Genomic DNA, 13,156 nt, shown 5'->3' with positions numbered 1-13,156 from the left:
GCCCCATCAGTCCAGCCAGACATAGCCCGCGAGCCGCCCGGTGGTGCGGTCACGGCGGTACGAGTAGTGATCGCCCGACTCCAGCGTGCACACCGGGGACTTCTCCCGGTCGCGCACCCCGAGCCGCTCGAGCTGGGCGTGCACTCCGGCGCTCACGTCGACCGCCGGAGTGCCCCAGCTCGTTTCGGCGTGCGCCGCCGGCTCGGCCGCGGCCACCTCGGCGCGCATCGCGTCCGGCACTTCGTAGCACCGGCCGCAGACGGCCGGACCGGTGCGGGCGGTGATCCGCTCCGCCTCGGCGCCGAGTCCGACCATGGCGCGTACGGCGGCGGGCACGACCCCCTTGACCATCCCCGGCCGGCCCGCGTGGGCGGCGGCCACGATCCCGGCGACCGGATCCGCCAGCAGCACCGGCACGCAGTCGGCGGTGAGCACCGCGAGCACGAGCCCCCGGCGCGCGGTGACGAGGGCGTCGACCTCCGGCACCGGATCCCCGGCGGCCCAGGGCGCGTCCACGACGGCCACGTCGGCCCCGTGCACCTGGTTCATCCAGACGACCGCCTCGGCGGCGAACCCGAGCGACTCCGCCGCCAGCTCGCGGTTCGCCCGCACCGCCGCGGCGTCGTCGCCGACGGCGCCGCCGAGGTTGAGCTCCTCATACGGAGCGGCGCTCACCCCGCCCCACCGGTCGGTGAAGGCGAAGTGCGCGCCGCTCACGCTCTCGCGCCGTCCTATCACTTCAGGAAGTCCGGAACGTCCAGTTCCTCGGCCGCGCTGTCCGCGTAGGTGCGCGGCGCGGGCGGCACCGACGGGGTCACCGGGATCTCGGCCACCGGCTCGGGCGCCGGCTCCGGCTCCTCCTTCGGCGTCACGCTGCCGAGCGACCCGAAGGAGGGGCGGCTCTCCGGCTGCCGCGCCGGAACGGGCTCCTCGCGGCGGGGCGCGGAGGAGGCGGAGGCGGAGCTGGAGCCGAGGACGTTGTCCCGGCGGGCCGGCGGCTGGCCGCCGTCGAAGCCGGCCGCGATCACGGTGACCCGCACCTCGTCGCCGAGGGCGTCGTCGATGACCGCGCCGAAGATGATGTTGGCCTCGGGATGGGCGGCCTCGCTGACCAGCTGGGCGGCCTCGTTGATCTCGAACAGGCCGAGGTCGGAGCCGCCGGAGATGGAGAGCAGCACACCGCGGGCGCCGTCGATGGACGCCTCCAGCAGCGGCGAGGAGATCGCCATCTCGGCGGCGGCCACCGCGCGGTCGTCGCCGCGGGCCGAGCCGATGCCCATGAGGGCCGAACCGGCCTCGGACATGACCGACTTGACGTCGGCGAAGTCCAGGTTGATCAGGCCGGGCGTGGTGATCAGGTCGGTGATGCCCTGGACACCGGAGAGCAGGACCTGGTCGGCCGACTTGAAGGCGTCCAGGACCGAGACCTGGCGGTCCGAGATGGACAGCAGCCGGTCGTTGGGGATCACGATGAGGGTGTCGACCTCTTCGCGCAGTTCGGCGATGCCGTCCTCGGCCTGGTTCGCGCGGCGCCGTCCCTCGAAGGTGAACGGGCGCGTGACCACGCCGATGGTGAGCGCGCCGAGCGAGCGCGCGATGTTGGCCACGACGGGCGCGCCGCCGGTACCGGTGCCGCCGCCCTCACCGGCCGTCACGAAGACCATGTCGGCCCCCTTGAGGACCTCCTCGATCTCCTCGCGGTGGTCCTCGGCGGCCTTGCGGCCGACGGCCGGGTTGGCTCCGGCGCCGAGTCCGCGGGTGAGTTCGCGGCCCACGTCGAGCTTGACGTCGGCGTCGCTCATCAACAGCGCCTGCGCGTCGGTGTTGATGGCGATGAACTCGACGCCCTTGAGACCGACCTCGATCATCCGGTTGATGGCATTGACACCACCGCCGCCGACACCGATGACCTTGATGACTGCGAGGTAGTTCTGCGGTGCTGCCACGTCGAAGGCCTCTCGCCTCGAATTACGTTGTCGCCGCCGGACGGTTGCCCGTACCGGGACGACGGATGCCGAATGGGACGGTCCGTAGCGCCGACCCGAACCCTAACCCTGAAGTTTAGGGTTACCAGTGTGTCCGTTCCCTGAAGTCTTCTGAACAGGACACTAAGTCGACAAGTGGCGCGCGTTCAACGAACACGCCGAACCTCCCGTTTTTCTTTTCACCCTATGTGATCAGCCATAGCAGCGCCCAACCAGGGTGCTGGCCTGCACGGATATCCGTCAACTGCCCGATGAGGCAGGCGCGGTGGGGACACTCACGTCGAAGTGCCGGGCGCCGGGAGCTGCTTTCATGAGTGCTGTGAGGGCCCGTGCCTTGGCGCGCCCGTTCTCACCGCTGCCCCAGCGGACCGTGCGGCCGTCGCCCAACTCGACCGAGATGTCGTCGTAGGAACGGACTTGGACGGTACGGGTCGCCCCGGCGACGGGGGCCGGGAGGGCGCCGGCCACGCCGACCGCCTCGCGCACCAGGCGGTCGGCGCCGAAGCGCCGGAAGCTCGCGGCGGCCCGGCCCGAGCCGGACGCGGTCAATTCCAGTACCGGAACGCCTTTCGGCGCCTGCGAAACGGTGGCGAAACGGACACCCTGGTGGTCGACTTCGACGAAGTTACCGGCTTTTCGGACAATAAGCACCGGAGTCCGCTCGGTCACTTTCAGATCGATTCCGTGCGGCCAGGAACGGGTGACTGAAACAGTGTCAATTCGGGGCAATTTATGACGAAGTCTGGCTTCGACCGTACCCGTGTCGACCGAGACCAGCGGCGCGCCGACCGGCACGGAGGCGACCTCCCGCACATCGGCGGGGGTCAGCATCCGCGTGCCGGAGACCGAGACGTGCCGTACCCGCAGCCACGAGGAGCCGTACAACAGCCAGGTGGAGCCCGCGCCGAGGAGCACCAGGACGACGGCGAGGGCGACGGCCGCCCGAAGGCGGCGCCGCCGCGACCGTCGCGCGGGCGGCGGGCCGGACGACTCCTGCTGGCGTTCACCGCGCTCCGCGGTAGTCGATCCGGCCACCCTCACTGCCCTTTCGTCATATGGTCCTATCGGCGTGAGGCGATCGCCTCGTACACCATGCCGACGAGCAGTTCGTCGGCGTCCCGGCGGCCGAACTCGCTTGCCGCGCGGGACATCTCGTACAGCCGGTGCGGGTCCGCGAGCACCGGCAGGACGCTCTGCTGCACCCACTCGGGGGTGAGTTCCGCGTCGTCGACGAGGAGTCCACCGCCCGCCTTCACCACCGGCTGGGCGTTCAGCCGCTGTTCGCCGTTGCCGATGGGCAGCGGGACGTAGGCGGCCGGGAGCCCGACGGCGGAGAGTTCGGCGACGGTCATCGCGCCCGCGCGGCAGAGCATCATGTCGGCCGCGGCGTACGCGAGGTCCATCCGATCCAGGTAACTTACCGGGATGTACGGCGGCATTCCCGGCATCTGCTGCACCTGCGGCAGTTCGTTCTTCGGGCCGACCGCGTGCAGGATCTGGATACCGGCCTGCTGCAGCCACGGGGCGACCTGCTGCACCACCTCGTTGAGGCGCCGGGCGCCCTGGGAGCCGCCGGAGACGAGCAGGGTGGGCAGGTTCGGGTCCAGACCGAAGCGGGCGCGCGCCTCCGGGCGGACGGCGGCCCGGTCCAGGGTGGCGATGGAGCGGCGCAGCGGGATGCCGATGTAGCGGGCGTCGCGCAGCTTGCTGTCCGGGGTGGAGACCGCGACCCGGGCGGCGTACCGGGAGCCGATCTTGTTGGCCAGGCCGGGACGGGCGTTGGCCTCGTGGATCACGATGGGCACGCCGAGGCGCTTGGCGGCCAGGTAGCCGGGCAGGGCGACGTAGCCGCCGAAGCCGACCACGGCGTCCGCCTTGGTGCGCTCGAGGATCTGCTCGGCGGCCTTGATCGTGCCGCGCAGCCGGCCCGGAACGGTGATCAGCTCGGGCGTGGGCTTGCGGGGCAGCGGCACCGCGGGGATCAGAGCCAGCTCGTAGCCGCGCTCCGGGACGAGCCTGGTCTCGAGGCCCCGTTCCGTGCCCAGGGCCGTGATCCCCACGGTCGGGTCCTGCCTGCGCAGGGCGTCCGCGAGGGCGAGCGCGGGCTCGATGTGGCCCGCGGTACCTCCGCCGGCGAGTACGACATGCACCGAAATTCACCGCTCTCCGGACGTGCGCGCCGCCGAGGCACGCCGTCGCATCGTGTTCCATCTCCGAGGCCCCCGCTCGGCACCGGAGCCTCCTGCCCGCTTTCTACCAAAGCGAGGTTGCCGCATCGCAAGCGCCGCCCGCGCAGCGGGGTCGTCGCGCGCGAAGGCGATCAGCAACCCGATGGCGAACATGGTCGGCAGCAGGGCGGACCCTCCGTAGGAGAACAGCGGGAGCGGGACGCCGGCGATCGGCAGCAGGCCGAGCACCGCACCGATGTTGATCACCGCCTGGGCGGTGATCCAGGTGGTCACGCCTCCCGCGGCGTACCTCACGAAGGGGTCCTCCGTGCGTCCGGCCACGCGGATACCCGCATAGCCTAGAGCCGCGAACAGGGCCAGCACCGACAACGTTCCCGCCAGCCCCAGTTCCTCACCGGTGACGGCGAAGATGAAGTCGGTGTGGGCCTCGGGCAGTTGGCCCCATTTCTCCACGCTCGCACCGAGACCGGAACCGAACAGTCCGCCGGAGGCGAGGGCGTAGATCCCGTGCACGGCCTGCCAGCAGTCGGCCACCCCGGACTTGGGCTCGGTGGCGCCGATGCAGGCGAGCCGGGCCATCCGGTTGGGGCTGGTCTTGATGAGCACGACTCCGATCAGGCCGGCGACCGAGAGCACCCCGGCGAACAGCCGGGTCGGCGCCCCGGCGAGCCACAGCAGGCCGAACAGGATCGCTGTGAGAATGATCGCGGTGCCCATGTCGCCGCCGAGCATGATCAGCCCCAGCAGCATGAAGGCGGCCGGCACCAGTGGAACCAGCATGTGCTTCCACTGGGTCAGCAGCTTGCGCTCCTGTTTGCGCGCGATCAGGTCCGCCCCCCACAGCACCAGGGCGAGCTTGCCGAACTCGCTGGGCTGGATCTGGAAGGAGCCGCCGAGGGAGATCCAGTTCTGGTTGCCGTTGACCGCCATCCCTATCCCGGGCACCTGCACCAGGACCATCAGGAAGACGGCGCCGGCCAGGATCGGGTAGGCCAGGGCCCGGTGCAGCTTCACCGGCATGCGGGACGCGACGAACATCAGCACGCCGCCGATGAGCGCGGCCAGGAACTGCTTGCGGAAGAAGTACGAGCCCGGCAGCGAGAGCTGCAGCGCGGTGATCTGGGAGGCGGAGTAGACCATCACCAGACCCAGCACCGTGATCAGCAGGCTGCCGCCGAGGATCAGGTAGTACGCGGTCAGCGGCCGGTCCCAGGCCTTGCGCGCGCGCGAGTAGAGCCGCTGCACGGGGTTCTCGTGCGGCGGCCGGGCGGGCACGGGTCGCCGGGGCGCCCGCTGCACGGGCGGGCGGCCGGTACGGCTACCGGGCATGGGCGCCTCCACTGAACGTCGACCGTCCCACGCGTCCCTCCCAAGATCCGCCCGGCGGGCGGCCGGGTCAGGCGCCGAGTTCGCGGACCGCAGCCGCGAACGCGTCACCGCGCTGGTTGTAGTTGGTGAACATGTCCATGGAAGCGCAGGCCGGGGCCAGCAGCACCGTGTCGCCGGGCCTGGCCAGCCGCTTCGCCTCCGTCACCGCCTGGAGCATCGCCCCAGTGTCGGTCCGTTCGAGGTCGACGACGGGTACTTCCGGGGCGTGTCGCGCCAGCGCCTCGCGGATCAGGGCGCGATCGGCGCCGATCAGGACGGCCCCGCGCAGCCGCTTCGCCGACTTGGCGACCAGTTCGTCGAACGTGGCCCCCTTCGCCAGACCACCCGCAATCCATACGATCGACTCATATGACGCCAACGAGGCTTCCGTGGCGTGGGTGTTGGTGGCCTTGGAGTCGTCCACGTACGCCACCCCGTCGATGTCCGCGACGTGCGCGATGCGGTGCGCGTCCGGCCGGAAGGCACGCAGCCCGTCACGGACGGCGGTGGCGGGCACGCCGAACGCGCGCGCCAGGGCGGCGGCGGCAAGGGCGTTGGCGATGTTGTGCGGGGCCGGCGGGTCGACGTCCGAGACCTCGGCCAGCTCCTGCGCGCTCGTCTGCCGGTTCTCCACGAAGGCGCGGTCGACCAGGATGCCTTCCACGACGCCGAGTTGGGAGGGCCCGGGCGTGCCGAGTGTGAAGCCGACGGCCCGGCAGCCCTCCTCGACGTCGGCCTCGCGCACCAGGTCCTCGGTGAGCTTGTCGGCCACGTTGTAGACGCAGGCGACCCGATTGCCCTCGTAGATACGGCCCTTGTCGGCCGCATAGGCCTCCATGGAGCCGTGCCAGTCGAGGTGGTCGGGGGCGAGGTTGAGGACGGCCGCGGAGTGGGCGCGCAGGGAGGGCGCCCAGTGGAGCTGGTAGCTGGACAGCTCCACGGCGAGGACGTCGTACCGCTCCTCGCCGAGGACCGCGTCCAGCAGGGAGACGCCGATGTTGCCCACGGCCGCTGTGCGCAGGCCCGCGGCCGTCAGGATCGAGGCGAGCATCTGCACCGTCGTGGTCTTGCCGTTGGTGCCGGTCACGGCCAGCCAGGGCGCCGCGTCGGGCCCCCTGAGGCGCCAGGCCAGCTCCACGTCGCCCCAGACCGGCACTCCGGCCTCCCGGGCGGCGAGGAACAGCGGCTTGTCCGGCTTCCAGCCGGGCGCGGTGACGATCAGCTCGGTGCCCTCCGGCAGGGTGGCGCCGTCGCCGAGGCGCACGGTGACGCCGAGCGCCTCCAGCTCCGCGGCCTGCTCACGCGCCCGTGCGTCGTCGCCGTCGTTGACGACCGTGACGACCGCACCGCGCGCGTGCAGCGCCCTGGCCGCCGGGACGCCGGAGACGCCGAGCCCGGCGACGGTGACGTGCTTGCCCTGGAATTCAGAAGGCGCCGAGGAGGTCACTTGTCCGCTGCCCATCCCGCGTAGAAGAGGCCCAGTCCGACGATCACACAGATGCCTTGGATGATCCAGAAGCGGACCACCACCAGGACCTCGGACCAGCCCTTGAGTTCGAAGTGGTGCTGGAGCGGCGCCATCCGGAAGACGCGCTTACCGGTCAGCCGGAAGGACCCGACCTGGATGACGACCGACATGGTGATGAGGACGAACAGGCCGCCCATGATGGCCACCAGCAGCTCGGTGCGAGAGAGGATGGCCAGGCCGGTGAGGACGCCACCGAGGGCGAGCGAACCGGTGTCGCCCATGAAGATCTTGGCCGGCGAGGTGTTCCACCACAGGAAGCCCAGGCAGGCGCCCATCAGCGCGGAGGCGACCACGGCGAGGTCCAGCGGGTCGCGCACCTCGTAGCAGGCGCCCGGGTTGGTGAGGGTGACCGCGTTGGCGCAGGACTCCTGGAACTGCCAGACGCCGATGAACGTGTAGGCGCCGAAGACGAGCACGGAGGCGCCGGTGGCCAGGCCGTCGAGGCCGTCGGTGAGATTCACGCCGTTGGACATCGCCAGGATCATGAACAGCGCCCAGACGACGAACAGCACCGGGCCGATGCTCCAGCCGAAGTCGGTGATGAAGGACAGCTTCGTGGACGCCGGGGTGTTGCCGCGGGCGTCCGCGAACATCAGCGACAGCACCGCGAAGGCGATGCCGACGATGAGCTGGCCGGCCATCTTGGCCTTGGCCCGCAGGCCGAGCGACCGCCGCTTGACGATCTTGATGTAGTCGTCGAGGAAGCCGACCAGGCCCATGCCGGACATCAGGCCGAGGACCAGCAGGCCGGAGTAGGTGGGGGGGTAGCCGGTGATGAGCTTGCTCAGGAAGTACGCGGCGATGGTCGCCAGGATGAAGGCGATGCCGCCCATGGTCGGCGTACCGCGCTTGCTGGCGTGCTCGCGCGGGCCGTCGTCACGGATGTACTGGCCGTAGCCCTTGCGGGCGAGAAGCTTGATCAGCAGCGGGGTGCCGACCAGCGTCAGGAAGAGGCCAATGACTCCTGAGAACAGGATCTGCTTCATCATCGGGCGGCAACCTCACCCTCGGCGCCGGTCTCGAGCAGCGCCTGGGCGACGCCCTCGAGCCCCACCGAACGGGACGCCTTCACGAGCACGACGTCCCCCGGGCGCAACTCGCTGCGCAACAGGTCGACCGCCGCCTGTGCGTCGGACACGTGCACCGACTCCTCACCCCACGAACCCTCGTTATATGCGCCCAGTTGCAGCCAGGAGGCCTCAATCCCCCCGACCGCGACGAGCTTGCTGACGTTGAGCCGGACGGCGAGCCGTCCGACGGCGTCGTGCTCGGCGAGCGCCTCGTCCCCCAGCTCGGCCATCTTGCCGAGCACCGCCCACGTACGGCGCCCCTTGCCCATGGCCGCGAGCGCCCTGAGGGCGGCCCGCATGGACTCGGGGTTGGCGTTGTAGGCATCGTTGACGATGGTCACGCCGTCCGGGCGCTCGGTGACCTCCATGCGCCAGCGGGAGAGGGAGCCCGCCTCGGAGAGCGCGGTGGCGATCTCAGCTGCGGACATGCCCAGCTCATGGGCGACGGCGGCCGCGGCGAGCGCGTTCGACACGTGGTGCTCACCGTACAGGCGCATGGTCACATCGCTTGCACCGGAGGGTGTGTGAAGCCTGAAGGCGGGCTGTCCGCTGTCCGTGAGTCGCACGTTCTCGGCGCGTACGTCCGCTTCGGCCGACTCTCCGAAAAGGACCACCTTCGCCTTGGTACGGGAGGCCATGGCCCGCACCAGCGGGTCGTCGGCGTTGAGGACGGCCGCGCCGTCCTCCGGGAGCGCCTCCACGAGTTCGCCCTTGGCCTGGGCGATCTGCTCACGGCCGCCGAACTCGCCGATGTGGGCGCTGCCCACGTTGAGCACCAGGCCGATCCGCGGCGGGGTGAGGCCGGTGAGGTAGCGGATGTGCCCGATGCCGCGGGCGCCCATCTCCAGTACCAGGAAACGGGTTTCGGCGGTGGCGCTGAGCGCGGTCAGGGGCAGCCCGATCTCGTTGTTGAGCGAGCCGGGCGTGAACACGGTCGGCGCCTTGCGCCGCAGCACCTGGGCGATGAGGTCCTTGGTGCTGGTCTTGCCGGCGGACCCGGTCAGGGCGACGAGGGTCGCGCCGAGCCGGTGCACGACGTGGCGGGCGAGGGCGCCGAGGGCGGACTGCACGTCCTCGACCACGATCGCCGGCACGCCGACGGGCCGGGAGGCCAGTACGGCCACGGCTCCCGCCCCGACGACCGCCTGCGCGTAGTCGTGGCCGTCGGCGCGCTCGCCGACGAAGGCGACGAAGAGGCTGCCCGGCACCACCTCTCGGGAGTCCCGGACCACCGGCCCGGTGACCTGGACGGACGGATCCGGTATGTCGTGCGTCTGCCCGCCGACGACTTCAGCGATCTCGGCGAGGGAGAGGGCGATCACAAGTTCATCCCTGGGTCTTCTGGATAGCTTCGCGAAGCACCTGGCGGTCGTCGAAGGGACGGACCACTCCGGCGATGTCCTGGCCCTGCTCGTGGCCCTTGCCCGCGACCAGCACGGTGTCCCCGGCGTGCGCCCGGGCGACGGTGGCGGCGATGGCGGCGGCCCGGTCCTCGAACAGGAGCACCTCGCCGCGCTCGTGGGCCGGCACGGAGGCCGCGCCCTGGAGCATGGCCGCGAGGATGGCCAGCGGGTCCTCGGAGCGGGGGTTGTCCGAGGTCAGTACGGCCGTGTCGGCGAGCCGGGCCACGGCGGCGCCCATCGGGGCGCGCTTGGTCTGGTCACGGTCGCCGCCGCAGCCGAGGACGACGTGCAGGCGGCCCTTGGTGACCTTGCGCAGCGCCTTGAGGACCGACTCGACCGCGTCGGTCTTGTGGGCGTAGTCGACGACGGCGAGGTAGGCCTGCCCGGCGTCGACCCGCTCCAGGCGGCCGGGCACCCCCGGCACGGCGGCGATGCCGTCGGCGGCGTCCTGCGGGTCGAGGCCGGCCACCGCGAGGGCGACGATGGCGGCGAGGGTGTTGGCCACGTTGAACGGGCCGGGCAGCGGCGACCTGGCCTGCACCCGCTCGCCGTCCGGGCCGAGCACGGTGAACGTCGAATCCATGGGCCCGACCTGGACGTCCTGCGCGCGCCAGTCGGCGTCCGGGTGGCCCTCGGCGGAGTAGGTGACGACCGGGACGGTGGCCTCCCGGGCGAGCCGGCGGCCGTACTCGTCGTCGGTGTTGACGACCCCGAGCCTGCTGCGCAGGGGCGTGAAGAGCTGTGCCTTGGCCCGGAAGTAGTCCTCCATGTCGGAGTGGAACTCCATGTGTTCCGGGCTGAGGTTGGTGAAGACGGCGATGTCGAAGACGCAGCCGTCGACCCGGCCGAGGACCAGGGCGTGGCTGGAGACCTCCATCGCGACGGCCTCGACGCCGCGTTCGCGCATGACCGCGAACAGGGCCTGCAGGTCGGTGGCTTCGGGGGTGGTGCGCTCGGATTTGATGCGCTCGTCGCCGACGCGCATCTCGACGGTGCCGATCAGGCCCGTGGTGCGGGTGGTCTTCAGACCGCCCTCGACCAGGTAGGCGGTGGTGGTCTTGCCCGAGGTGCCGGTGATGCCGATCTGGAGCAGATCGCGGCCCGGGTGGCCGTAGATCGTGGTCGCCAGTTCGCCCATCCTCGCGCGCGGGTCGTCGACGACCAGGACCGGCAGGCCGGTCGCGGCGGCGCGCTCGGCGCCCGTCGGGTCGGTCAGCACGGCGACCGCGCCCAGGCCAGCGGCCTGGGTGACGAAGTCGGCGCCGTGCAGGCGGGCGCCCGGCAGGGCGGCGTACAGGTCGCCGGGCCGGACGGCGCGCGAGTCATGGGTGATGCCCGTGACCTCGGCGGCGCCCTCGGCGGCGGCACCCAGCTGATCGGCCAGCTCCGCGAGGGGTGTGGCGGAGACCTGAACCGGTCGCGGCGGTCCCGGATATGTCACGGAAGCGCCCTTCTGGGTGGTGTGGGACTGATCAGCGTGTGGCACGGCGGTGAGCGTACCGGGCGCACCGGCTCCGGAGCCAAGCGAGGGCTGCTGGGTGCCCTGGTTCCCGGGCTCGGGGGTGATCGTTGTCACGAGTGGTTCCTGGTCTTTCCGAGGTGCTGATCAGGGCTTGTAGTCGACGGGCAGGTTCGCGGCCTTCGCTCCGGTCGGCGGTACCTGCAGCGTCTTCAGGGCGAACTCCATCACCTGCTTGTACACGGGGCCGCAGATCTGGCCGCCGAAGTAGCTGCCCGACGTGGCGTTCTGGATGGCGCAGTACACGGTGATACGCGGCTTGTCCGCGGGGGCGAACCCGGCGAACGAGGAGGTGTATCCGCGGTACCTGCCGGTGGCCGGATCCACTCGGTTCGCCGTGCCGGTCTTGCCTGCCACCCGGTACCCGGGGATACGGGCCTTGATGCCGGTGCCCTGCTCGTCGTCCACCACGGACTCCAGCATCTGGGCGACGCTCCTGGCCGTCTTCGCGCTGACCACACGGGTCTTGGCGGGCTCGGCGGCGGGCGTGAAGCGGCCGTCGGCGCCCCGGGTGCCGCGCACCAGGGTCGGCTCGACGCGGACACCGCCGTTGGCGATCGTCGAGTACACGGAGGCGGCCTGCATGGCGCTGAGCGAGAAACCCTGGCCGAAAGGGATCGTGTACTGCTGCGAGGTCGACCAGTTGCCGGGCTGGGCGAGGATGCCCTTGGTCTCGCCGGGGAAGCCGAGCCCGGTGGGCCGGCCGATGCCGAACTTGCGCAGGTAGGAGTAGAGCACCTTGTTCGCCTCGGGCTGCGACTTGCCCAGCTGGCCGGTGGCGAGGATCGTGCCGATGTTGCTGGACTTGGCGAGCACGCCGTTGAGGGTGAGGTACCAGGTGGCGTGGTCGACGTCGTCCTGGAACAGCCGGTCGCCGCGGTGCAGCCGGTTGGGGACGACGACATGGGTGAGCGGCGTGGCCGCGTTCTCCTCCAGCACGGCCGCCATGGACATCACCTTGGCGGTGGAGCCGGGCTCGAAGGCGTCCTGGACGGCCGCGTTGCCCATGGCCTCGGCGTCGGCCTCGGACAGGTTGTTCGGGTCGAAACCGGGTGAGTTGGCCATGGCCAGGATCTGGCCGGTGCGGGTGTCCTGGACGATGACGTAACCGCGGTCCGCCCTGGACTTCCTCACCTGCTCGGAGATGGCGTTCTGCGCGGCCCACTGGATGTCGCGGTCGATGGTGAGCTCGACGTCGCTCCCGGGCACCGCGGGGGTCTCGTTCGAGCCCGCGGTGGGCACCTCGCGGCCGCCGGACTGGGCGTAGCGGATCTTGCCGTCCTTGCCGGCGAGCTGCTTGTCCAGCTCCTGCTCGATGCCGCCGCCGCCCCGGCCCTCGGCGTTGACCCAGCCCAGTATCCCGGCGGCGAGGTCGCCGTTGGGATACACCCGCTGGCTGCTGGGGTCGGCGAAGACGCCGGCCAGCACGTTGGGCGTCCGGCCGTCGGCGCCGGCCTTCTTGGCGAGGGCCGCCTTCAGGTCCTTGATCTGCTTCCAGACCTGCGGGGTCTGGCGCACGGCCAGCTTGGCGTAGCGGGAGAGCGGGTTCGCCGGCCGCAGCTTGCGGACGATCGTGTCCTGGTTCTGGCCGAGGATCGGCGCGAGCAGGGCGGCGGCCTGCTCGGGCCCGTCGCCGATCTTGAGCTGCTTGCGGTTGAACATGGTGGGGTCGGCCGTGATGTCGTACGCGTCCTCGCTGATGGCGAGGGCCACGCCGTTGCGGTCGGTGATCCCGCCGCGGTCGGCGGCCAGGGTGTGCACGACGTAGCGGTTCTCCTGGGCCTTGGCGGCGTACGCGTGCGCGTCGACGGCCTGGACCTGGAGCAGCCGCACCACGAAGGCGCTCATCACCAGGGTGAGGGCGAGGCCCACCATGCGCAGCCGGGGCCTCGGCCGGCCGAGCCGGAGCGGCGGCGGGGGCATGGGCCGGGCCCCGGCGGGCCTGCGGGCCGGGCGGGCGCCGGGCCCGGGCTGCCGCCGGACGGCGCCCCGCTCCCGGCGGGGTTCCGCCCGGTCCGGTCGGGGCCGGTGCCCCGGGGAAGGCTTCGCGGGGCCGGGCACGCGACGGCGCGGCGGTTCCCTGTCGGACACTTC

Annotated in this window: 10 protein-coding genes; all 10 read right to left on the bottom strand. The window is 71.4% G+C overall.

The features are described 5' to 3' along the window. Positions 1-6 precede the first annotated feature (6 nt). On the bottom strand, positions 7-717 hold the full coding sequence (gene pgeF / locus ACFQ9Z_RS06690; RefSeq protein ID WP_383011740.1) for a peptidoglycan editing factor PgeF: 711 nt from the start codon (positions 715-717) through the stop codon (positions 7-9). Between the two features lie 17 nt (positions 718-734). Beyond that, positions 735-1,946: a cell division protein FtsZ gene (gene ftsZ, locus ACFQ9Z_RS06685; RefSeq protein ID WP_383011737.1), complete on the bottom strand. Its 1,212-nt coding sequence runs from the start codon at positions 1,944-1,946 to the stop codon at positions 735-737. Positions 1,947-2,225: 279 nt separating this feature from the next. Further along, positions 2,226-3,020, bottom strand: a complete 795-nt coding sequence (locus ACFQ9Z_RS06680; RefSeq protein WP_383011734.1) for a cell division protein FtsQ/DivIB — start codon at positions 3,018-3,020, stop codon at positions 2,226-2,228. A 26-nt stretch (positions 3,021-3,046) separates the two neighbouring features. Further along, positions 3,047-4,135, bottom strand: a complete 1,089-nt coding sequence (gene murG / locus ACFQ9Z_RS06675; protein WP_143636449.1) for an undecaprenyldiphospho-muramoylpentapeptide beta-N-acetylglucosaminyltransferase — start codon at positions 4,133-4,135, stop codon at positions 3,047-3,049. 6 nt (positions 4,136-4,141) lie between these two features. Next, complete coding sequence (gene ftsW, locus ACFQ9Z_RS06670) at positions 4,142-5,503, bottom strand: putative lipid II flippase FtsW (RefSeq protein WP_383011730.1); 1,362 nt, start codon at positions 5,501-5,503, stop codon at positions 4,142-4,144. Positions 5,504-5,570: 67 nt separating this feature from the next. Next, positions 5,571-7,004 (bottom strand): UDP-N-acetylmuramoyl-L-alanine--D-glutamate ligase, encoded by a 1,434-nt coding sequence (murD, locus tag ACFQ9Z_RS06665; RefSeq protein ID WP_383011726.1) that lies wholly within the window; start codon positions 7,002-7,004, stop codon positions 5,571-5,573. Further along, positions 6,986-8,056, bottom strand: coding sequence for a phospho-N-acetylmuramoyl-pentapeptide-transferase (gene mraY / locus ACFQ9Z_RS06660; protein WP_383011864.1), 1,071 nt, complete (start codon positions 8,054-8,056; stop codon positions 6,986-6,988). The genes murD and mraY overlap by 19 nt, the downstream gene beginning before the upstream one ends. Then, on the bottom strand, positions 8,056-9,462 hold the full coding sequence (gene murF, locus ACFQ9Z_RS06655) for a UDP-N-acetylmuramoyl-tripeptide--D-alanyl-D-alanine ligase (RefSeq protein ID WP_383011721.1): 1,407 nt from the start codon (positions 9,460-9,462) through the stop codon (positions 8,056-8,058). Before murF ends, mraY begins: the two co-directional genes overlap by 1 nt. 4 nt (positions 9,463-9,466) lie before the next feature. Continuing rightward, positions 9,467-10,984 carry a UDP-N-acetylmuramoyl-L-alanyl-D-glutamate--2,6-diaminopimelate ligase gene (locus tag ACFQ9Z_RS06650; protein WP_383011861.1) on the bottom strand — a complete coding sequence of 506 codons (1,518 nt, stop codon included), beginning with the start codon at positions 10,982-10,984 and terminating at the stop codon, positions 9,467-9,469. Between the two features lie 165 nt (positions 10,985-11,149). Further along, complete coding sequence (locus tag ACFQ9Z_RS06645; protein ID WP_383011718.1) at positions 11,150-13,153, bottom strand: peptidoglycan D,D-transpeptidase FtsI family protein; 2,004 nt, start codon at positions 13,151-13,153, stop codon at positions 11,150-11,152. Positions 13,154-13,156 lie beyond the last annotated feature (3 nt).

Source organism: Streptomyces sp. NPDC056580 (assembly GCF_042793175.1).
Lineage (GTDB): Bacteria > Actinomycetota > Actinomycetes > Streptomycetales > Streptomycetaceae > Streptomyces.
Note: the sequence above shows the minus strand (reverse complement) of the source record. Positions and strands in the feature narration are given on the sequence as shown.